This is a genomic window from Mesorhizobium abyssinicae (assembly GCF_049887195.1).
In the GTDB taxonomy this organism is placed as follows: Bacteria; Pseudomonadota; Alphaproteobacteria; order Rhizobiales; family Rhizobiaceae; genus Mesorhizobium; species Mesorhizobium abyssinicae.
The window spans coordinates 879137-898725 of the sequence record NZ_JARAKC010000001.1; the positions used below are offsets into that span (position 1 = coordinate 879137).

The 19589-nt window shown below is 65.1% G+C and carries 20 protein-coding genes; 9 read left to right on the forward strand and 11 right to left on the reverse strand.

All coding sequences use genetic code 11. The features are described from left to right. The first annotated feature begins 40 nt into the window (after nt 1-40). Nucleotides 41-424, forward strand: a complete 384-nt coding sequence (locus PU724_RS04100; RefSeq protein ID WP_292171074.1) for a hypothetical protein — start codon at nt 41-43, stop codon at nt 422-424. Between the two features lie 16 nt (nt 425-440). On the opposite strand, the gene PU724_RS04105 is transcribed toward PU724_RS04100, so the two are convergent. Continuing rightward, entirely contained in the window at nt 441-1736 is a 1296-nt protein-coding gene (locus PU724_RS04105; protein ID WP_292171071.1) for an amidase, read from the reverse strand. 143 nt (nt 1737-1879) lie between these two features. On the opposite strand from PU724_RS04105, the gene PU724_RS04110 reads away from it, so the two are divergent. Further along, nucleotides 1880-2227 (forward strand): GFA family protein, encoded by a 348-nt coding sequence (locus PU724_RS04110; RefSeq protein WP_292171070.1) that lies wholly within the window; start codon nt 1880-1882, stop codon nt 2225-2227. Nucleotides 2228-2234: 7 nt separating this feature from the next. Here PU724_RS04110 and PU724_RS04115 read toward each other — a convergent pair whose 3' ends face one another. After that, nucleotides 2235-3143, reverse strand: a complete 909-nt coding sequence (locus tag PU724_RS04115; protein WP_354419820.1) for an SDR family oxidoreductase — start codon at nt 3141-3143, stop codon at nt 2235-2237. A 93-nt stretch (nt 3144-3236) separates the two neighbouring features. Between PU724_RS04115 and PU724_RS04120 the strand changes: the two genes are divergently transcribed. Next, nucleotides 3237-3827: a TetR/AcrR family transcriptional regulator gene (locus PU724_RS04120; RefSeq protein WP_292171064.1), complete on the forward strand. Its 591-nt coding sequence runs from the start codon at nt 3237-3239 to the stop codon at nt 3825-3827. 20 nt (nt 3828-3847) lie between these two features. On the opposite strand, the gene PU724_RS04125 is transcribed toward PU724_RS04120, so the two are convergent. Beyond that, on the reverse strand, nt 3848-5062 hold the full coding sequence (locus tag PU724_RS04125; protein ID WP_354419822.1) for an MFS transporter: 1215 nt from the start codon (nt 5060-5062) through the stop codon (nt 3848-3850). Nucleotides 5063-5233: 171 nt separating this feature from the next. On the opposite strand from PU724_RS04125, the gene PU724_RS04130 reads away from it, so the two are divergent. After that, nucleotides 5234-6211 (forward strand): AraC family transcriptional regulator, encoded by a 978-nt coding sequence (locus tag PU724_RS04130; protein ID WP_354419824.1) that lies wholly within the window; start codon nt 5234-5236, stop codon nt 6209-6211. 105 nt (nt 6212-6316) lie between these two features. Then, nucleotides 6317-6727 carry a DUF4437 domain-containing protein gene (locus PU724_RS04135; protein ID WP_354419826.1) on the forward strand — a complete coding sequence of 137 codons (411 nt, stop codon included), beginning with the start codon at nt 6317-6319 and terminating at the stop codon, nt 6725-6727. 63 nt (nt 6728-6790) lie between these two features. Here the strand turns inward: PU724_RS04135 and PU724_RS04140 are convergent, their stop codons facing one another. From PU724_RS04140 to PU724_RS04170, 7 genes are all read right to left on the reverse strand, one after another. Further along, nucleotides 6791-7867 carry an ABC transporter ATP-binding protein gene (locus PU724_RS04140; protein ID WP_354419828.1) on the reverse strand — a complete coding sequence of 359 codons (1077 nt, stop codon included), beginning with the start codon at nt 7865-7867 and terminating at the stop codon, nt 6791-6793. Continuing rightward, nucleotides 7867-8973 (reverse strand): ABC transporter ATP-binding protein, encoded by a 1107-nt coding sequence (locus tag PU724_RS04145; RefSeq protein WP_127311169.1) that lies wholly within the window; start codon nt 8971-8973, stop codon nt 7867-7869. Before PU724_RS04145 ends, PU724_RS04140 begins: the two co-directional genes overlap by 1 nt. Beyond that, nucleotides 8970-9191: a hypothetical protein gene (locus PU724_RS04150; RefSeq protein WP_320321000.1), complete on the reverse strand. Its 222-nt coding sequence runs from the start codon at nt 9189-9191 to the stop codon at nt 8970-8972. Before PU724_RS04150 ends, PU724_RS04145 begins: the two co-directional genes overlap by 4 nt. Further along, entirely contained in the window at nt 9188-10144 is a 957-nt protein-coding gene (locus PU724_RS04155) for a carbohydrate ABC transporter permease (RefSeq protein WP_127284649.1), read from the reverse strand. The genes PU724_RS04150 and PU724_RS04155 overlap by 4 nt, the downstream gene beginning before the upstream one ends. Nucleotide 10145: 1 nt before the next feature. Then, the gene (locus PU724_RS04160) at nt 10146-11051 is read right to left on the reverse strand and encodes a carbohydrate ABC transporter permease (RefSeq protein WP_126058200.1); all 906 of its coding nucleotides are present in this window, start codon (nt 11049-11051) and stop codon (nt 10146-10148) included. A 66-nt stretch (nt 11052-11117) separates the two neighbouring features. Further along, complete coding sequence (locus PU724_RS04165) at nt 11118-12434, reverse strand: ABC transporter substrate-binding protein (RefSeq protein ID WP_127284650.1); 1317 nt, start codon at nt 12432-12434, stop codon at nt 11118-11120. A gap of 356 nt (nt 12435-12790) precedes the next feature. Continuing rightward, nucleotides 12791-13477 (reverse strand): TetR/AcrR family transcriptional regulator, encoded by a 687-nt coding sequence (locus PU724_RS04170; RefSeq protein WP_127393376.1) that lies wholly within the window; start codon nt 13475-13477, stop codon nt 12791-12793. 92 nt (nt 13478-13569) lie between these two features. Here PU724_RS04170 and PU724_RS04175 point away from each other — a divergent pair, with 92 nt between their 5' ends. From PU724_RS04175 to PU724_RS04185, 3 genes are read left to right on the forward strand one after another with little or no spacing between them, the layout of a single operon-like run. Next, nucleotides 13570-14766 carry a Tm-1-like ATP-binding domain-containing protein gene (locus tag PU724_RS04175; RefSeq protein WP_127284652.1) on the forward strand — a complete coding sequence of 399 codons (1197 nt, stop codon included), beginning with the start codon at nt 13570-13572 and terminating at the stop codon, nt 14764-14766. An 11-nt stretch (nt 14767-14777) separates the two neighbouring features. Then, nucleotides 14778-15644 carry a phosphoenolpyruvate hydrolase family protein gene (locus tag PU724_RS04180; protein WP_127310738.1) on the forward strand — a complete coding sequence of 289 codons (867 nt, stop codon included), beginning with the start codon at nt 14778-14780 and terminating at the stop codon, nt 15642-15644. Between the two features lie 4 nt (nt 15645-15648). Continuing rightward, a complete protein-coding gene (locus tag PU724_RS04185) occupies nt 15649-16065 on the forward strand; it encodes a cupin domain-containing protein (protein WP_354419832.1) in 417 nt (138 codons plus the stop codon). Nucleotides 16066-16238: 173 nt separating this feature from the next. Here the strand turns inward: PU724_RS04185 and PU724_RS04190 are convergent, their stop codons facing one another. Then, nucleotides 16239-17426, reverse strand: a complete 1188-nt coding sequence (locus PU724_RS04190) for a M24 family metallopeptidase (RefSeq protein WP_354419834.1) — start codon at nt 17424-17426, stop codon at nt 16239-16241. Nucleotides 17427-17808: 382 nt separating this feature from the next. Here PU724_RS04190 and PU724_RS04195 point away from each other — a divergent pair, with 382 nt between their 5' ends. After that, the gene (locus PU724_RS04195) at nt 17809-19419 is read left to right on the forward strand and encodes an ABC transporter substrate-binding protein (RefSeq protein ID WP_127393015.1); all 1611 of its coding nucleotides are present in this window, start codon (nt 17809-17811) and stop codon (nt 19417-19419) included. Nucleotides 19420-19589 lie beyond the last annotated feature (170 nt).

Below are 19589 nucleotides of genomic sequence, written 5' to 3' on the forward strand. Positions count from 1 at the left end.
GTGCCTCAATTTTCACGGATTCGACGGGGACATTGCCGCCATGTTCATCGCCCGCCTTTCCCTTCTAGCCGCGAGCCTCTGCGCCACGGCCGTACAGGCCTTGGCTGAAGGGCAGGACGGCTATGTGTTCTGCGACAACGGCCTGCGCTGCATCGCGGCGCCCTGCCCTTCCAACAGCGCGCTCGAGCTCGCCACCGGCGAGATCATCAGGGGCGTCGTGATTGACATCGACGGCCTGCCGCAGGAAGACAAGGCGCTCGATCTCCAGGACAAGCTCTACGCCGGCACGATCGTGATTGCCGGCTCGATCGAGACCAGGACCCAGACCTTCAACGGCAAGCGGCAGATCGTGCGGACGCTGGTCGCGACCGGCATCGAACGGACCGCGAGGCCAAGCGAGCGCCGGCACTGTTCGTCGCGCTGACACGACGCGCCGGTCATCAACCGAGCAGCCGCTCCACTTCTGCCGCGATGCGCAGCAGATGCCGGTCTTGGCCGTTGCGCGCCACCAGCATCAGCCCGGCCGGGCGTGCCGTTCCAGGCATCGGCAGCGAGATCGCGCAGAGATCGAACTGGTTGGCGACCTGGGTGTTGCGCAGTAGCAGACCTTCGATCCGGTCACGCAACGCCGCGTCGCTTGCCATCGAGGCGATGGTCGGCGCGGTCATCGGCGTCGTCGGCAGGGCCAGCACGTCGACGCTGGCCAGGCGCTCGTCCATCGCGGCGGCCAGCGCCGCGCGGCGGCGTAGTGTCCGGATATAGACCGATGCGGGGATAGCCAGGGCGCGCGATAACGGCCCGCTGACATGCGGATCGACCGGCACGGATGCGCCCGTCGCCAGCCAGTCGGCATGGACCTCGGCGCCCTCCATCGACGCGATCGTGGCGCGCCTGGTCGCCGCGCGCATGTCGGCAAGCAGGTCCTCGACCGACAGGTCCGCGATCCGCGCGCCGGCCTGCTCGACCTTGCCCAGGCATCGATCGAACGCGGTCGCCACCTCGCTTTCGGTGTCGTCGAAAAGAACACCGCGCGGGATCCCGACACGAAGACCGGCAAGCGGCAACGGCAGGTGCAGGGGCGGCATCTCCTTGCCGGCCATCGCGGCGTCGGCAACGGCGCATGCGGCGACACTCAGCGCCAGTGGTCCGATCGAATCCAGCGTCGCGGACAGTGGATAGGTACCGGCCAATGGTACGCGCCGCGCCGTGGGCTTGAAGCCGACCACGCCATTCAGCGATGCCGGGATGCGCACTGAACCGCCGGTGTCGGAGCCGATGGCGATGTCGCAGGTTCCTTCACCCACCGACACCCCGGCGCCCGATGACGAGCCGCCCGGTATCAGGCTGGCGTCGGTCGCGTTGCCCGGCGTGCCGTAGTGCTGGTTGTCGCCGATCGCGGTGAAGGCGAATTCGGTCATGTTGGTCTTGCCGAGGATGACCGCGCCGGCCTGGCGCAGCCGGCCGACGATCGCGGCATCGCGCAAGGCGGGGGCCGCTGTCCTGAGCATCAGCGAGCCGGCCGTGGTCGGCTCGCCGGCGACGTCGAACAGATCCTTGATCGAGACGATCGTGCCATCGAGCGGCCCGAGCGTCACGCCGGCCTTCCGCCGCGCATCACTGGCGTCGGCGGCGGCTCGCGCTGCTTCCGGGTAGAGCCGCACGAACACGCTCTCGTTGCTCGCGCGGGCCGCCAGACGCGACAGCAGAATTTCGAGATGATCGCGGACTGGGTGCATGTTCGGTGTCGGACTCCGCAAGGCTGCAACGTCTTTAGAGCATGATCCCGAAAAGTGGGAACCGGTTTTCGGAAGGGTCATGCTCCAACAAAGAGTTGGATCAGGCATATTTGCACTGCCGGGCCGAAGGGAGAGAAGGAACGATGCTCTACAAAGGCGGCTGCCACTGCGGCAAGGTGGCGTTCGAGGTCGAGGGCGAGCTCGGCGGGGCCGTACGCTGCAACTGCTCGATCTGCGTCCGCAAGGCGGCGCTGCTCTGGGCGGTGCCGCATCGGAACCTGCGGCTGCTCGCCTGGGGCGACGATCTCGGCCGCTACACCTTTGGCAAGGGCGCCATCGCCCATCGCTTCTGCCGCTCCTGCGGCATCCATCCCTTCGCCGAGGACGTCGGCGACGGCAGCGAACGCAGCGCCTATGTCAACATCAATTGCCTCGACGGCATCGACGTTGCCGCGGTCCAGATCTTCGACTTCGACGGTCGCTCGGCCTAGCGCAATTTTAGCGATACCCGGTCGCATCGGCCGGCTTGCCGGCATCCTGGACCTCCGGGACATAGCGCCAGGCATCCGGGCGCGAACCATCGAGATCGGTGAAGCCATAGACCTGCGCCAGCCCGCCGCTGGACAGCGACTGCCCGTTCCAGCGCGACCGCTCCGGATCCACGGCCAGCGCCGCGACGGCGCGGCCGACGAAGCGCGGCGTCTCGGAAATGACGAAATGCGGTACCTTGGCGGTCGCGTCGCGCCAGTTCGCCTCGCTGACGCCGAAGGCCTCCAGCATCATTTCGGAACGCAGCCAGCCGGGCGTCAGCGAGACCGACGTGGCGCCATGTGGCGCGAGGTCCTTGGCGTGCGCCCATGCCATGCGCGTCGCCGCCACCTTGGCGAGGTCGTAGAACGGCGACAGCCGGTAGTGGTCGGCATTGTATTCGGCCGTGCCGTCGGTGACTTCGACATGCAGCCCGCCCGGCCGCTCGATCATCAGCGGCAGCGCGTGGTGCGCGGTGATCAGATGCGTGTCGATGGCGAGGCGCAGCAGCCGCAAGCCGTTCTCGAGATCGTGGTCCCAGACCGGCTTGTTCCACTCGAACAGCTTTTCGCCGCCCCACAGGTCGTTGACCAGGACATCGAGACGGCCCTGCTCGGCACGGATACGCTCGACCAGTCCGCGCACATTGTCGGCAATCAGATGATCGACCTGGACGGCAATGCCCTTGCCGCCTTGCGCCGTGACCAGCTCAGCCGTTTCCTCGATCGTCTCCGGACGGCCATAGTGCGACTGTTGCGTCCGCGTCGTGCGCCCGGTGACATAGACGGTGGCGCCGGCGGCGCCGAGCTCGACCGCGATGCCACGGCCGGCACCGCGCGTTGCGCCGGCGACAAGGGCGACCTTCCCTTCAAGCATCATCGAAACCTCCCGAACCAAAACACCACAACGAGGGCTGGCGCTTGCCGCGCTCCTCATTTATAAATGATCATTCGTTTATAAATGGATGTCAAGATGACCCGGCCGAAAACGCAACCCGACGAGCAGGTGCTGGAGGTCGCCTACCGGCTGATGCACGCCGAAGGCCCGGAGGCGCTGACCTTCGAGCGGCTGGCGCGGGCATGCGGCCTTTCGGGGTCGACGCTGGTGCAGCGCTTCGGGAGCAAGGCGCAGCTGAAGCAACGCACGCTGCTTTATGCCTGGGATGGGCTCGACCGGAAAACCGAAGCGCTGTCCGCCTCGACGCCGAGGACCCCGGCCGGCGCGATCCAGTTGTTGGGTGGTCTATCCAGCGGCTATGGCGACATCGAATCCTATGCCGAAGGTTTGCTGGTGCTGCGCGAGGACCTGCGCGATCCCGTGCTGCGGGCGCGCGGCGCCGCCTGGAAAGCGGCGCTGAGCAAGGTGCTAGTCGACTGTTTCGCAGGTATACCGGGCATGCCCCAGGACATCGGCCTGCTGATGGCGTCGCACTGGCAGGGCTCGCTGCTGTGGTGGAGCTTCGATCCCGAAATGGAGCTGACCGCCTATGTCGAGCACAGCCTGAAGCGCTTCGTGGCGGCGATCACGGCAACATCGGCCCGGACGGCTGCCGGGCCGATGTAGGATGATCGCGCGGGGGCCGGCTAGCCGGCGCGCTTCGGCCCCATTAGCACCGCCACCAGGGCCGCCAGCAGCGTTGCGATGCCGCAATAGACGAAGGCGCTGGCGACGCCGGCATGGTCGACCAGCAGGCCGCCGAAGACGGCGCCGAGCGCGATCGCCACCTGGAACGTGGCGACCATCAGCCCGCCGGCGCTTTCGGCCTCGTCCGGCGCCGCGCGCACCAGCCAGGTCTGCAGCCCGACCGGCACCGCGCCGAAGGCGAAGCCCCAGGCGGCGACGGCGATCGCCGCCGTCACCGGCGATGCGCCAAGCGTCAGCAGCACCAGCGCCGACACGGCAATCAGCAGCGGCGCCAGGGCGACCGCGGCCTTCAGGTTGCGCTCGGCCATGAAGCCGCCGGCGAAGTTGCCGAAGAAGCCGCCGATGCCGTAGCCGAGCAGCACCAGCGAGATCGTCTCGATCGGCAGCACCGGAACCACCTCGAGATACGGGCGCACATAGGTGAAGCCGGCAAAGTGACCCGAGGCGACCAGCAGCACGACCAGCAGCGCCGCCCTGATCATCGGCCGCTTCAAGACCTCCAGCAAGGTGCGCACGCTGGCCACGCCGGCCGGCGGCAGCCGCGGGATGGTGGCAAGCTGCACCAAGAGCGCCAGCGCGCCGACGACGGCCGCGATCATGAAGGCGGTGCGCCAGCCCCAGACGTCGCCGACATAGGCGCCGACCGGCGCGGCGGTGACGGTGGCGACCGAAACGCCGGTGAGGATGATCGACATGGCGCGCGGCATCAGCCGCATCGGCACGAGCCTGAGCGCCATCGCCGCCGACATCGACCAGAAGCCGCCGAGCGCGACGCCGAGAACCACCCGGGCCAGAAGCAGCATGGTCAGCGAGGAAGCAAAGGCTGCGAGCAGATTGGAGACGATGAGCAGAACCGTCAGCATCCACATCACCAGCCGGCGGTCGAGCCGCTTGGTGACGATGGCCATGGTCGGCGCCGCGATCGCGCCGACCACCGCCGTCGCGGTCACCGCTTGCCCGGCGGCGCCCTCGCTGACGCCGAGGTCCTGCGCCAGCCGCGTCAGCAGGCTGGCCGGCAGGAATTCCGCCGTCACCAGGCCGAACACGCCCAGCGCCAGCGACACCACCGCGCCCCAGGCAGGCTCAGATCGTTCTTGAGAGTCGGGGCTGTCCAGAACAGCGGCGTCGATGACGCCCGTGGCGGGTTCGGTCATGGCAAGATCTCCGATCTGTTTGCGCGCCACTCGGGAAATGACCGGCTCGGCCTCCACCCGTTACATGCTTCGCGGGCGCGCTCCGTCAGTCCGATTTGTTTGCGGCGCAACATTTGGCTGCATGCAACATAGGAAGTGACCAGATGGAGTTTCCATGCTAGAAACGCCGAAATGAATTACAATTCGTCCAAAACCGCACTGCCGGCTTCCGGCGATCCCTTGACCGACATGCTGCGCGGGCTGCGCCTCGATGGGGTCGACTATGGCCGCTGCGTGTTGGGGGAACCCTGGGCGGTGTCCTTTCCCGCGCAGAAGGCGGCGCGCTTCCACTTCATCGGCCAGCAGGGATGCTGGCTGTTCTCGCCGGCGAAGGAATGGATCGAGTTGTCGGTCGGCGACGCGCTATTGATCCCGCGCGGCGACGAACACGTTCTGGCCAGCGCGCCGGGCGTGCCTGCCGTGCCGATCGGCTGCTACAGCATCGAGCCGGTTTGCGAGAACATCTACGACGTCTCCAATGGCTGCGATGGCTGCAAGACCCTGCTGTTCTGCGGCAGCATGCATTTCAACCTCGACGGCTCGCATCCGCTGCTCGACATGATGCCGGACCTGATGCAGGGGCATAAGCTGATGGCGAACGCGCCCGGCATCCAGCACCTGCTCGATGCGATGGCCGGCGAGGTGACGATGGACCGGGTCGGATCTGGCGGCATCCTGGCGCGCCTTGCCGATGTGCTGGCCGCCACCATCATCCGCTCGTGGGTGGAGAACGGCTGCGGCGACGCCACCGGCTGGATCGCCGCCGTCCGCAATCCCGATGTCGGCAAGGTGCTTGCCGCCATCCACCTGAACCCGGACCGCGACTGGACGGTCGAGTCGCTGGCGCGGATGATGGGAGCCTCGCGTTCCGCCTTCGCCCAGCGCTTCGCCACCGTGGTCGGCGAGACGCCGGCCAAATATGTGCTCAGCGTTCGCATGCACCAGGCGCGGCAATGGCTGGCCCGCGACGGCATGCGGGTTTCGGTGGCCGCGAGCAGGCTGGGCTATGATTCCGAGGCGTCCTTCAGCCGCGCCTTCAAGCGCGTCATGGGCGTGGCGCCGAGCCATCTGCGCAACACCGGCGACGGCGACGATAGCCCGGTCGCCTGAACGCGGGTCGGTTCCTGTCGCCTGGAGGAATTGCCAAGTGTTTTGGACGCAGCGTCATTCCCTGCCGGCGGGGGCAGCTTAAGCTGGCCGGCGGAGGAACCCGCCATGGCCAATCACCCAGCCTTGCTTGCGCTCGCCGCGCTCACCGTCTTTCCGGGCCGGGCATTCGCCCTCGAAGACAGCTACCTGCCGGCGAGCAAGATCCCTTACGCTGTCGAAGCGCCGGATCAGCCGCAGCGCCTCGGCCCGCTATGGGGCGAGCGTGCAAAGGGCCCGGCGGGAACCTTGCTCAAAGTTCCCGGCAACTGGCACGCGCCTGTCCACGCGCATACCGCGGACTATCGCGCCGTGGTCATTCAGGGGCTGTGGGCGCACTGGCAAATGGATGGCGGCGAGGCGAACAGGGTCGAGTTGCCGCCAGGGTCCTACTGGACCCAGAAGGCCAATGAGATGCATGACGATGCCTGCCTGTCGGACACGGAATGCGTGATCCTGCTGATCAACGACACGCCCTAGACCTATCTGCCGAAGTAGCCAGGCGATGCGCCTGCCAGCCCCGGTTGCTTGAAAACCGTCAAGCTAGCTGGCGTGCCGCAGGCTGACCCCGCTGCCCTTGTCGAACAGCACCACCTTGTCCGGGTTCCAGGCGAAGCGCACCGGCTGCTCGATCTCGACATCGGTTCTCGCCGGCACCGTGGCGCGCAGCATGGTGTCCCCTACCCTGAGCGTCAGGATCTTCTCGACGCCGTGGTTTTCGACATCGTGGACGTGGGCCTCCACCGGCGCGCCGCTCTCCAGATAGACATCCTCCGGACGAATGCCGAAGACGAGCGGACGACCGTCGGCCGCATTGCCGGCTCCTGAAAGCGGCAGTTCGAAATTCATCGGCGCCATCACCGCGCGATTGTTGACGAGCTTGCCGTCGATGAGGTTCATCGGCGGCGAGCCGACGAAGCTCGCCACATAGGTGTCGCGCGGGTTGTTGTAGATCTCCTGCGGCGTGCCGGTCTGGACGATGCGGCCATGGTTGAGCACGCCGACCTTGTCGCCCATCGACATCGCCTCGATCTGGTCGTGGGTGACGAACAGGAAGGTGGCGCCGAGCTGCATCTGCAGGTTCTTCAGTTCCGTGCGCAGCGCCTCGCGCAGCTTTGCGTCGAGCGCCGACAGCGGCTCGTCCATCAGGAACACGCGCGGCTTGCGCACGATGGCCCGGCCGATCGAGACGCGCTGCATCTCGCCGCCGGACAGCCGGTCGGTCTTGCGGTCGAGCAGATGCTCGATCCGGAGCGTGCGGGCGGCGCGGGCGACGCGATCCTTGATCTCGGCGTCCGGCAGCCGGCGGATCTTCGGCTTCAACGGGAATTCGAGGTTCTCGCGCACCGTGTAGCGCGGGTAGAGCGAATATTGCTGCAGCACCAGCGCCACGTCGCGCTCGGCCGCGCCCCAGTCGGCGACATCGACGCCGTCGATGAAAACCTGGCCTTCAGTCGGCTTCTCGAGCCCGGCAATGAGCCGCAGTGTCGTCGTCTTGCCGGCGCCGGTCTCGCCGAGCAGCACGAAGAACTCGCCGTCGGCGATTTCGAGGTTGAGGCTCGTCAGCGCGGTGTGGCCACCGAACTTCTTGGTGATGTTCTTAAGTTCGATATGGGCCATTACAGCCTCACCCCCAATGACTTGCCGCTTGCCGTATCGAAGAAATGCGCCTGCTCGGGATCGATGCGGACATGCACCTTCTCGCCGGGGCCGGCGACGTAGCCGGCCTTGGTGCGGGCGCGCAGCATCTTGGAGCCGACCTTGAGGTCGACAATGTCGAAGGAGCCGAGTGGCTCGATGATATGCGCCTCCACCGGCAAGTAGCCCGGCGCGGCCTCGCGCCGGACGAGCACGCCTTCGGGCCGGATACCCAGCGTCAGGCCGCCATTGGCAGCGTGGCCATTGAGCTTCGACAAGAGCGCGCTCGGGAACTCGAACCCCGCGGGCGCATCGCCGACCGTGACGGTGGCGGCGCTGGCCGCTTCGGCAACGCTGGCCTCGGTGATGTTCATCACCGGACTGCCGACGAATTGGGCAACGAACAAATTGGCCGGATGCGAATAGACCTCGTCCGGCGTGCCGACCTGCTGGATGAAGCCCTCATGCATGATGACGATACGGTCGGCGAGGCTCATCGCCTCGATCTGGTCGTGGGTGACATAGATCGTGGTCGAACCCTGCTTGATGTGCAGCCGTTTGATCTCGGCCCGCATCTCCTCGCGCAGCTTGGCGTCGAGCGCGCCGATCGGCTCGTCCATCAGCATCGCCTTCGGACGCCGCACCAGCGCCCGGCCGATCGCCACGCGCTGCATGTCGCCGCCGGACAGCGCCGACGGCTTCTTGCCAAGCAGCTCGGTGATGCGCAGGACCCGGGCGACCTCGCGCACCGACTTGTCGACCTCGCCGCTGTCCATGCGCGTCGCGCGCAACGGAAAGGCGATGTTCTCGAACACCGTCATATGCGGGTAGAGCGAGAACGACTGGAACACCATGGCGATGTCGCGGTCGGCCGCCTTCAGGTGCTGCACCGCCTTGCCGTCGATCAGGATGTCGCCCTGGTCGATCGTCTCGAGCCCCGCTATCGCGCGCAGCGTCGTCGTCTTGCCGCAGCCCGACTGGCCGAGCAGCACGATGAACTCGTTGTCGGCGATGGCGAGGTTCAGATTGTGGATGACCTGGACGGCACCGAAGAATTTCTCGATGCCGCGAAGTTCGATCTGTGTCACTGCCGGGCCCCCTCGTGCACTGCGGCGCCGGTTTCCTCCGGCCGCTCCGGCGCTATCTTCGACGTGATGTTGAAGCCGATCAGCCCGATCAGGATGATCGTCACGCCATAGGAATGCAGGCTGAGGCTCCATGGCTGGCAGAGCGCGATGATGCCCAGCACCATGAGGATCTGCGAGGCCGGCAAAAGGTACTTCTCGTTGACCGCGCGAAAGCTCATTTGCGGATCGCTCCGAAAGTCACGCCGCGAAGCAGGTGGTTGCGCAGCAGGAAGGTGAAGATCGCGACCGGCAGCAGGAACAGGAACGTGCCCGCCGCGATCGTCGTCCAGTCCGGCAGACCGGAGCCGATCTGGCTGGGAATGAAGGGCGGCGCGGTCTGGGCGCGCCGGTTGGTCATGATCAGCGCGAAGGCGTACTCGTTCCAGGCGGTGATGAAGCAGAACACCGCGGTGGCGGCAATGCCGGTCGCCGCTTCCGGCAGCACGATCTTGAAGAAGGCCTGCATGCGCGTGTAGCCGTCGACCAGCGCAGCCTCCTCGTACTCCTTCGGGATCTCGTCCATGAAGCCCTTCATCAGCCAGACCGAGAAGGACAGGTTGAAGGCGACGTAGAGGATGATCAGGCCGATATGCGAGTCGTTGAGGCCGACCATCCGGTACATCAGGAACATCGGGATCGCCACGACCACCGGCGGCAGCATGCGCGTCGACAGGATGAAGAAGAGAAGGTCCGCCTCGCCCGCGACCTTGAAGCGCGAGAAGCCGTAGGCGGTGAAGGTCCCCATGCCGACGGCGAGCACCGTGCTGATGACCGCCACGATCAGGCTGTTCATAAAGCGGTTGGGATACTGCGAAAGCTGCACGTCCTTGCCGACCTTCAGCACCCGCTCGCCGCCGTCATAGATGCGCTTCTCCCACCAGGGCGCGGCTTCGTAGACTTGCGGGTCGACCGGCTTCTGCATCTGCACACGCTTGGTGAACAGACGGATGAAGGGCGTGACTTCCGGCTGGAAAAGGACGGTGGGCGGCACGCTGACCGCCAGTTCCTTCGGCTTGAACGCCGTGGAGGCGATCCAGTAGATCGGCGCGAGGAAAATCAGCGTCGCGACCAGCACCGCGACGATTGCCGCGCGGTTGAGGGCGACCTCGGAAGAAGTGCGGACGGCGGCCATCTCAGCGCTCCTTCACCTTGTTGAGGTACTTCACGTAGAGGTTGGTAATGGCCAGCACCATGATCAGCACGATGTAGGCCAGCGCGCAGGACTTACCGGTATCCCACTGCTGGAACGCCTGCTTGTAGAGCCGGATCGCAATCAGTTCGGCGGTCGGCTGAGTCGTCATCGTGTAGGCGATGTCGAAGGTTTTGAAGGCTTCCATGGTGCGGAAGATCAGCGCGATCAAAAGGATCGGCGAGACCAGCGGCAAGGTGATGCGGGTGAAGGTGTACCACCAGCCGGCGCGGTCGATCGCCGCGGCCTCGTAGAGATGCTGCGGCACGGCCGACAGGCCGGCGAGCGAAAGCAGCATGACGAAGGGCGACCACATCCAGATATCGGTGATCGCGACGGCGTAGAGCGCGCTGTCCGGGTTGGACAGCCAGGCGAAATCGCCGAGGCCGAAGACGTAGTTGATCGGGCCCCAGGACGGGCTGTAGAGCAGTTGCCAGAACAGGCCGACGACCGCGGCCGACATCATCATCGGCAACAGCAGCAGAGTGGTGATCAGGCCTTTCATCGGAAAGCTGCGGTTGAGCAGCAGCGCCAGGCCGAAGCCAACGATCATCTGGCCGGCCACCGAAACGATGACGTATTTCGCCGTAATGATGAAATTCGACCAGATGTGATCGTCGCTGAGCAGCTCACGGTAATTCTGCAGGCCGACGAACTGCCAGGGCTCGCTCCGGTTGGCCGCGAAGTTGGTGAAGGAATAGCCCAGCGAATAGATCAGCGGGAAGATGTTGAAGACGATCAGGAACACCAGCGTCGGGATGATGAACAGATTGCGGATGGTCAGATCCGACCAGCCGCGCGCCGCGGCCCTTGAGGCAGGATCGAGATGTGTGAGGGCTACCGAAGCCAACGAGCGTCTCCCTGAAACAGGAATGCCGGAGGGGAAAACCCTCCTCCGGCATTCTGAATGTGATGCTTACTTGTAGCGATTGTACTTGGTGAACGTCGCCTTCCATTCGGCGGCGGTCTTGTCGAGCGCTTCCTGGGCGGTGCCTTTGCCGCCGACCACGAACGGATAGATGTTCTGGTTCAGCTGATCGAGCACCTCGGCGTATTCCGGTGTCGCCCAGAAATCCTTGACCATGAACATCGTGTCATAGAACGCCTTGTTGTAAGGCGTGGCGTTCTGGAACGCTTCCGATTTCAGCACGGCCTGGCTGCAGGTATAGCCACCGAGGTCGGCCCACTTCTTCTGGGTCTCGTCCTTGATGAACCACTCCAGGAACTTCGTCGCCTCTTCCTGGTTCTTCGAGTACGAGACGATTGAAATTCCCTGGCCACCGAGAGCGGCGAAGCGCTTGCCGTCCGGGCCGGCCGGATTGGCGAAGAAGCCGGTCGCGTCGGCGAATGGGTTGGTGGCCTTGTTTACCAGCGGCGGGAAGAAGGCGAAGAAGTTCATGCTCATCGCGGCGAGGCCGCCGGTGATCGCCTGGTTGTCTTCCACGAAGAAGGTCTTGCCCCAACCCGGAGGCGTGAACTTGTAGAGTTCCTTGTACATGTCGAGGCCGGCGGCGGCCTCCTTCGAATTGGTGATGCCGTCGACCTTGTAGGTTGCGTAGTCGCCGAGGTCGCCGCCATAGCTGAAGATTGCGCTTTCGACACCCATCGCCATCGCGTCATAGGAATTGTCGGTGTAGATGGCGACGCCGTACCGCTTCTGGTCCGGACGGTGGAAGAACTCGGCGATGTCGCGCAGCTGCGCATACGTCTTCGGCACGTCGAGGTCGTAATTGTACTTCGCCTTGAAGGCTTCCTTCTCCTTCGGATCCTCGAACCAGTCCTTGCGATAGGACCAGCCGATCGCATCGCCTTCGAGCGGGATCGCCCAGTATTTGCCGGAACCGCCGGGGTATTCGGCATAATACTTGACTGTGGCGGGCGCCATCACGTCGCCAAGCTTGTGCTTGTTGAAGAAGTCGGTGAGGTCGACATAGTGGCCTTGCGTCGAACCGGCGCCGAGCCATTGCGAGTCGCCGACCACCATGTCGTAGGCGTCGCCATGCGCGTTGAACTCGGTGAAAGCCTTGGTCTGGAAATCCGGCCATGGCGTCGTCTGCACCGTGACCTTCACGCCGGTCTCGGCTGTGTAATCGTTGACGAGTTCCTGCAGATAGTTGGCCGGATCCCATTCCGCCCAGAAGATGGTGAGTTCCTTTTCCTGCGCGTAGACGGACGTTCCGCAGGCAAGCGTCAGGCCGATACCAGCAAGCACGCTGGTCACTAACTTGCGCATAATGTTTCCTCCCTTGTGCGCATTCTACCGTGTCATGCGAGCCGGCAACGAGGCCGGCCCTGGTAGTTCCTCCCGTGATGGCACTTTCCGGTTTGGGCCTCCTCGCCCGGCCGAAAATGGATCGCCACCTTCACTTTCGATCCGCTTCGACTATTCTGATCTGGTATTACCAATTTCGGACGGACGTCAAGCCCTTTCTTGAGCGATCAGGAATCGCCGGACAAGCCATTTGCAGCGGTATCTGCCTGTTTTCCCTTAATTTTCCTACTCCTTGATACATATGCACCTTGTTCCGGTCACCTCATCGGGCCTATTATGCACAACTGGTCACGCCATCTGGTCCAACCAGATTTGCTTTATTTGGCCATTACCGCCGACGCGCCGCCACCTTCCGATTCCGCCAGGGCAGCCCGCACCAGCGCGCCCGCCGCCCATTGCGCGACCGTCATCATCCGGCGGCTGTCCAGCCCCCATATGTCCTTCAGCACGATCAGCACCTCGACGCCGAACATCAGCGACAGCGCCTGCGCCAGACGCTTGAATTCGCGCGGCGGCAACTGACCCTTGAGCGGCGCGATCGCGTCCTTCAGCAGGTCGACGCGATGGCCGCGCGTGAAGGCGGGCTCGCTGCCCAGCGTGCCGGCCTGCCGCCTGGCCCATTGATCGAGCGACAGTTTCAGCGCCGCCTTGAACGTCGCCTCGAAGGCTTCGATGCGCGGCATGGCGTCGGCGAAGAGTTCGGCGACCCGACGCTCCGCATCGTCGGAAGTGGATTTCCAGGTGAGGATCGGGCCAAGCCCCTCGTCGACCACTGCCTGCACCAGTGCCGCCTGGCTTGGGAAATAGCGATAGGCGGTCGCTCGCGACACTTCGGCCGCCTCCGCCACCTCGCTGACGGAAGGCGTTGCGCCGGCCTGCATCAGCCTGGTTGCCGTCTCCAGCATAAGCCGCCTGGTGCGGGCGCGCGCGCCGCGCTCGGCCGCGCGACCTGCCCCCTGTCCGGTGTCGTCGTTCGGCGCGGCTTGTTGACGTGAGACATCCATGTCAATACGATACGCGCGTCTCAAAAAATTGCAATGGTCTTGACGGCCGGCAAGGAGCGGCGGGCGACAACGCCAGGGAGCGGGGAAACGCGATGAAGCGCATCTATGTGGTCGGCACCGCCGACACCAAGGGCGAGGAACTCGCCTTCCTGGCGGACGCGATCGCCGCCACGGGCGCCGCCGTGACCCGCGTCGACGTCGGAACGCGCGCCGCCACCGTCCCGGTCGATGTCACGGCCGGAGACATCGCCGCCCACCATTCGGATGGCCGCAACGCCGTGCTCGGCCTCGACGACCGCGGCAGGTCGGTCGCCGCGATGGCCGCCGCCTTCACCCGCTTCGTCCAGTCGCGCAGCGACATATCGGCAATGATCGGCATTGGCGGCGGCGGCGGCACCTCGATCGTCACCTCTGGCATGCGCGCGCTGCCGCTCGGCCTGCCCAAGATCATGGTCTCGACGCTTGCCTCCGGCGACACCGCGCCTTACGTCGACGTCTCGGACATCGTCATGATGCCGTCGGTGACCGACATGGCCGGTCTCAACCGGCTGTCGCGCGTCGTGCTGCACAATGCCGCCCAGGCGATCTCGGGCATGGCAGCAAAACCCGCACCCGCCTCCGACGGCAAGCCGTCGCTGGGGCTCACCATGTTCGGCGTGACCACGCCGTGTGTGACCGCGATCGCCGACCAGCTGCGCGCCAGCTATGACTGTATGGTCTTCCACGCCACCGGCACCGGCGGCCGCACCATGGAGAAGCTCGCCGATTCGAGGCTGCTCGCCGGTCTCCTCGACATCACCACGACGGAGGTTTGCGATCTACTGTTCGGCGGCGTGCTGCCGGCGACGGAGGATCGCTTCGGCGCCGTCGCTCGCACGAAGCTGCCCTATGTCGGCTCGGTCGGCGCGCTCGACATGGTCAACTTCTGGGCGCCGCCGACCATTCCGGAGCACTATCGCGGGCGCCTGTTCTATGAGCACAATTCCAACGTGACGCTGATGCGCACGACGCCGGCCGAATGCCGCGCGATCGGCGCATGGATCGGCGAAAGGCTGAGCCGCTGCGAGGGTCCGCTCCACTTCCTGATTCCGGAAAAGGGCGTCTCGGCGCTCGACATCGAAGGCGGCGCCTTCTTCGACCCGGAAGCCGACGCGGCGCTGTTCGAGGCCGTCGAGCGTTCGATCCGCCCCAACGCGACGCGGCGGGTGACGCGCCTGCCGTTGCACATCAACGACCCCGAATTCGCCAGGGCCGCGACCGCGGCCTTCCTCGATATCGCCAAGAAGTGAGACCCGGACGCATGGCCGCCATTCCGCGCAAGAAAATTTTGGAGAAATTCCGCAAGATGATCGCCGACGGCGTGCCGATCGTCGGCGGCGGCGCCGGCACCGGCCTGTCGGCCAAGGCCGAGGAAGCCGGCGGCATCGACCTCATCATCATCTACAATTCCGGCCGCTATCGCATGGCCGGGCGCGGCTCGGCCGCCGGCCTGCTCGCGTATGGCAATGCCAACGAGATCGTCAAGGAGATGGCCTACGAGGTGCTGCCGGTGGTGAGGAAGACGCCGGTGCTGGCCGGCGTCAACGGCACCGATCCGTTCGTCATCATGCCGCTGTTCCTGGCCGAACTGAAGACGATGGGCTTTTCCGGCGTGCAGAACTTCCCCACCATCGGCCTGTTCGACGGCACCATGCGGCAGAGCTTCGAGGAAACCGGCATGGGTTTTGGGCTCGAGGTCGACATGATCGCCGAAGCGCACAAGCTCGACCTCCTGACCACGCCCTACGTCTTCAACCCGGACGAGGCGCGCGCCATGACCAAAGCCGGCGCCGACATCGTCGTCGCCCATATGGGCGTGACGACGGGCGGCTCGATCGGCGCCACTTCGGCGAAGTCGCTCGACGACTGTGTGAAGGAGATCGATGCCATCGCGGCGGCCGCGCGCTCGGTGCGCAAGGACGTGATCCTGCTTTGCCATGGCGGGCCGATCTCGATGCCGGACGATGCCCGCTATATCCTCGAGCGCTGCGAAGGGCTGCATGGCTTCTATGGCGCAAGCTCGATGGAACGGCTGCCGGCGGAGGCAGCAATCGCCAAACAGACGGCGGATTTCAAGGCGGTCGCGGTCGGCCGCGGCAAGGCGACCATCAAGAAAAAGAAGGGATGAGACGATGACCGACAAGAGCAAGGTGTTCGTGTATCCGAAGGACGTCAGCGCCTTCGGCTTCGACTGGGGCAGGCTGGCCCTGACGGTCGCGCCCGAAGTGAACGGCGCGGAGCGTTTTTCCGGCGGCGTCGTCGACCTGCCCTCCGGCAAGGGCCACACCCGCCACAATCATCCCGGCGCCGAAGAAATCATCTTCGTCATCTCCGGCCATGGCGAGCAGATGGTCGAGGACGAGGACGGCAATCCGGTGGTCGCGAAGGTCGGCCCCGGCTGCACCATCTACGTGCCCGAGAGCCGCTTCCATTCGACGCTCAACACCGGCGACGAGCCGATGCAGCTCTTCGTCGTCTATTCGCCCGCCGGGCCGGAACTGGCGCTGCGGGATTTGCCGGACTTCAGGCTGATGCCGGCAGGGGAGTGAACCTTCGAAGCTGGCGCCGCCCCTCATTGTCCTGCCGGACATTTCTCCCCGTAGAACGGGAAGAAAGACGCCTTCATCAACGAATTCGCAAATCGCCGAAGCTGGTTTCTTCTCCCCGTTCTGCGGGGAGAAGGTGCCGGCAGGCGGATGAGGGGCGGCGCCGACTTTCGGCCTTATGAAATCCCGCCCCTGTTCCACCCCCGCGCCCGGTCGCCGAACATAACATAGCCGGTGTCCGTCACCGCGACCGTATCCTCCAGCTTGATGAAGCCGCGCGCAGGGTGGAGCATCGTCGTCTCGACCGACAGCACCATGTTCTGTTCCAGCGGCTTCCCGGCGTAGGTGCCTTCATAGGTGACCGGATGGTTGGTCATGAGGAATGGCGCCTCATGCGTGATCAGCCCCATGCCGTGGGCGAAGAAATCCGTGTAAGGCGCTACCTTAGAGGCTTTCAGCACGCCCTCGGCATGGGCGATCATATCGCCGCCGAGCGTGCCCGCCCTGACCTTCGAAAACGCCGCCTGCTGGACGGCTTCGACCTCGGCCAGCAGATCCTCCAGCTCGGCGTCCGGCTCGCCGAGGATGCCCATGCGGCAGAGATCGCCGATGTAGCCGTGATAATTGCCGCCGGAATCGATCGACAGCACCTCGCCCTGCTTCCACGCCTGCGGCGAGGCCGCGCGGTTGTGGCTTGAGCCCAGCGTCAGCAGGCAATATTCGAAATGCGCGCCGCGATTGGTCTCCTCGCGCCTCAGTTGCTCGATGATCTCGGTCTTGGTCGTGCCTTCACGCGCCCACTGGATGGTCGCCAGCATGGAATCGGTGATCAGCTCCGAGGCGATGCGCAGCTTTTCGAGCTCGGCGTCTGTCTTGATGGCGCGCATGCGCTCCAGCATGCCGGTCGCATCGATGAGCTTCGCGTCCGGCAGCGCCTTGCGGGTCAGCGTGTAGGCATCCGACGGCAGGAAGGCCGGCTCGATGCCAATGCGGGCACCGCCCTTGCCGATCTTCTGCACATGCTCGACGGCAAGATTGGCGGCGTCCAGCGTGCCCCAGCAGGCAGCGTGCAGGGTCGGTGTCCAGAACGGGTTGTTCTGGTGCTCGGCGCCCTCCATGCGGTTGCCGATATAGGCGGCACGATCCGGTCCGCCCTTCTCGTAGACGACGATCGGCAGATAGCGGCTGTGGCCGATCGCATCCATGGCGGCGAAGAAGATGAACTTGTAGCCGCCGAGCAGATATTGCGTGTTGTGCTTGGAAGTGGCGAGCAGCACGTCGATGCCCGCTTCCTCCATCAGCCCGTCCAACCTGGCTTGGTCGAATGGAATGGCGACCGCATTCTTGCCCGGGGCGATGTTCATTTTTTCTCTCCCTGAATGTGCCCGCCGATCGGGCCGGCTCGCCGGCTGGTCTTGTGGCTGATCGTCTGGCTGTCGGCCAAATCTGCACCAGCTCACCACTCTGGTCCAGCCAGAAATAGGAGCCCCTGGCCTGCAGAGACTTCTCAAAGCCAAATCTCGCAGCCAATCGCCATATCTGGTCCTACCAGTCTGGTTGATTGGGCCGCTTCCTGGCTACTGGTCCAGCGGACGAAAATTTCAAAGCCACGCCACCATGCGCCAATTCCGTCTCTGGCGAAACCCTCGGCAAGGGCCATAATCGCCGCCGCAAGGACGTTCGCGGACCCGCTGGCGTCGAGGGGAATTGGCGCCCGCCGGGTGGCGCGGAGGACGGAGGTCGATCATGTCAGCTTTCACCATTTCCAGGCGCACCGTGCTTGCCGGCTCGGCGGCGCTGCTCGCCTCCACCGCCATGCCGGTGATCGGTCGCGCGCAGACGCCGAAGAGGGGTGGCCGTCTGGTCGTTGCCGCCGATTCCGAGCCGCGCAACCTCAACCCGGCGATCGTCGCCTCCAACGGCGTATTCTTCATCTCCAGCAAGGTCGTGGAGACGCTGGCCGAGGCTTCCTTCGACGGCAAGGACGGGCTCCAGCCACGCCTGGCGCTGTCCTGGGAAGGTGCTGCCGACGGCCTCTCGGTGACGTTCAAGCTGCGCGACGGCGTCAAGTGGCATGACGGCAAGCCGTTCAGCTCCGCCGACGTCGCCTTCTCGGCGCTGCAGCTGTGGAAGCCGCTGCAGAATCTCGGCCGCACCGTGTTCAAGGATCTCAGCACGGTCGAAACGCCGGACGAGCTGACCGCCGTGTTCAAATTCGCCAAGCCGACGCCGTTCCAGCTGATCCGCAATGCGCTGCCGGCGCTGTCGAGCGTCGTGCCGAAGCATGTCTATGAGAACGGCAAGATCGAGGAGAACCCGGCCAACAACGCGCCCGTCGGCACCGGCCCGTACAGATTCGCCGAATACAAGGCCGGCCAGTACTACCGGCTGGCGAAGAACGCCGACTACTGGGGCAAGGACGAGCCCTATCTCGACGAGATCGTCTACCAGGTGCTCCCCGATCGCACCTCGGCGGCCGCGGCGCTCGAGGCGGAAGAGATCCAGCTTGCCGCTTTCTCCGCCGTGCCGCTCGCCGATCTCGACCGCATCTCCAAGGTGCCGGGCCTGAAGGTGATCACCAAGGGCTATGAGGGGCTGACCTACCAGCTCGTGGTCGAGATCAATCATCGGCGCAAGGAACTCGCCGACCTCAAGGTGCGCCAGGCGATCGCCCATGCCATCGACAAGGACTTCGTCGTCAAGACGATCTTCCTCGGCTATGCCGCCACCGCGACCGGCCCGGTGCCGAAGAACGACCCGCAGTTCTACACCGCCGACGTGCCGACCTATGCCTTCGATGTCGCCAAGGCCAATGCTCTTCTCGATGAGGCCGGCTACAAGAAAGGCCCCGACGGCAATCGCTTCTCGCTGAAGCTCCTGCCGGCGCCCTATTTCAACGAGACCAAGCAGTTCGGCGACTATTTGCGCCAGGCGCTCGCCGCCGTCGGCATCGACGCCGAACTGGTCAACAACGACTCTCCCGCGCATATCAAGGCCGTCTACACAGACCATGCCTTCGACCTCGCCGTCGGCCCGCCGGTGTTCCGCGGCGACCCGGCGATCTCGACCACCATCCTGGTGCAGAGCGGCATCCCGGACGGCGTGCCCTTCTCCAACCAGGGCGGCTACAAGAACGCGGAGCTCGACGCGCTCATCGCCAAGGCATCGGAGACGCTCGACACCACCGCCCGCACCGAGCTCTACAAGGAATTTCAGAAAAAGGTCGCCGCCGACCTGCCGCTGATCAACGTCGCCGAATGGAGCTTCATCAGCGTCGCGCGCGATACGGTCGGCAACATCGCCAACAACCCGCGCTGGGCGGTATCGAACTGGGCGGACACCTATTTGGCGGGCTGATCCCATACTTGCGCATCGACAGCTCGGGTGCTCAGCTTCGAGAATGAGAGCTCCTTCGCGCCCCCCTCTGTCCTGCCGGACATCTCCCCCACAAGGGGGGAGATTGGCGGCTTTGGCGCCTCGCACTTTCCTGCAGCGTTGCAGGTTGGCGAAAGCCGCGGTGCCAGCTG

What these genes read in the sequence shown, in the direction of transcription:
- PU724_RS04100 (WP_292171074.1), top strand. Translation starts at nt 41, where the DNA reads ATGTTCATCGCCCGCCTTTCCCTTCTAGCCGCGAGCCTCTGCGCCACG.
- PU724_RS04105 (WP_292171071.1), bottom strand. Translation starts at nt 1,736, where the DNA reads ATGCACCCAGTCCGCGATCATCTCGAAATTCTGCTGTCGCGTCTGGCG.
- PU724_RS04185 (WP_354419832.1), top strand. Translation starts at nt 15,649, where the DNA reads ATGACCGACAAGAGCAAGGTGTTCGTGTATCCGAAGGACGTCAGCGCC.
- PU724_RS04150 (WP_320321000.1), bottom strand. Translation starts at nt 9,191, where the DNA reads ATGAGCTTTCGCGCGGTCAACGAGAAGTACCTTTTGCCGGCCTCGCAG.
- PU724_RS04110 (WP_292171070.1), top strand. Translation starts at nt 1,880, where the DNA reads ATGCTCTACAAAGGCGGCTGCCACTGCGGCAAGGTGGCGTTCGAGGTC.
- PU724_RS04180 (WP_127310738.1), top strand. Translation starts at nt 14,778, where the DNA reads ATGGCCGCCATTCCGCGCAAGAAAATTTTGGAGAAATTCCGCAAGATG.
- PU724_RS04125 (WP_354419822.1), bottom strand. Translation starts at nt 5,062, where the DNA reads ATGACCGAACCCGCCACGGGCGTCATCGACGCCGCTGTTCTGGACAGC.
- PU724_RS04155 (WP_127284649.1), bottom strand. Translation starts at nt 10,144, where the DNA reads ATGGCCGCCGTCCGCACTTCTTCCGAGGTCGCCCTCAACCGCGCGGCA.
- PU724_RS04165 (WP_127284650.1), bottom strand. Translation starts at nt 12,434, where the DNA reads ATGCGCAAGTTAGTGACCAGCGTGCTTGCTGGTATCGGCCTGACGCTT.
- PU724_RS04120 (WP_292171064.1), top strand. Translation starts at nt 3,237, where the DNA reads ATGACCCGGCCGAAAACGCAACCCGACGAGCAGGTGCTGGAGGTCGCC.
- PU724_RS04130 (WP_354419824.1), top strand. Translation starts at nt 5,234, where the DNA reads ATGAATTACAATTCGTCCAAAACCGCACTGCCGGCTTCCGGCGATCCC.
- PU724_RS04140 (WP_354419828.1), bottom strand. Translation starts at nt 7,867, where the DNA reads ATGGCCCATATCGAACTTAAGAACATCACCAAGAAGTTCGGTGGCCAC.
- PU724_RS04195 (WP_127393015.1), top strand. Translation starts at nt 17,809, where the DNA reads ATGTCAGCTTTCACCATTTCCAGGCGCACCGTGCTTGCCGGCTCGGCG.
- PU724_RS04175 (WP_127284652.1), top strand. Translation starts at nt 13,570, where the DNA reads ATGAAGCGCATCTATGTGGTCGGCACCGCCGACACCAAGGGCGAGGAA.
- PU724_RS04170 (WP_127393376.1), bottom strand. Translation starts at nt 13,477, where the DNA reads ATGGATGTCTCACGTCAACAAGCCGCGCCGAACGACGACACCGGACAG.
- PU724_RS04190 (WP_354419834.1), bottom strand. Translation starts at nt 17,426, where the DNA reads ATGAACATCGCCCCGGGCAAGAATGCGGTCGCCATTCCATTCGACCAA.
- PU724_RS04135 (WP_354419826.1), top strand. Translation starts at nt 6,317, where the DNA reads ATGGCCAATCACCCAGCCTTGCTTGCGCTCGCCGCGCTCACCGTCTTT.
- PU724_RS04115 (WP_354419820.1), bottom strand. Translation starts at nt 3,143, where the DNA reads ATGATGCTTGAAGGGAAGGTCGCCCTTGTCGCCGGCGCAACGCGCGGT.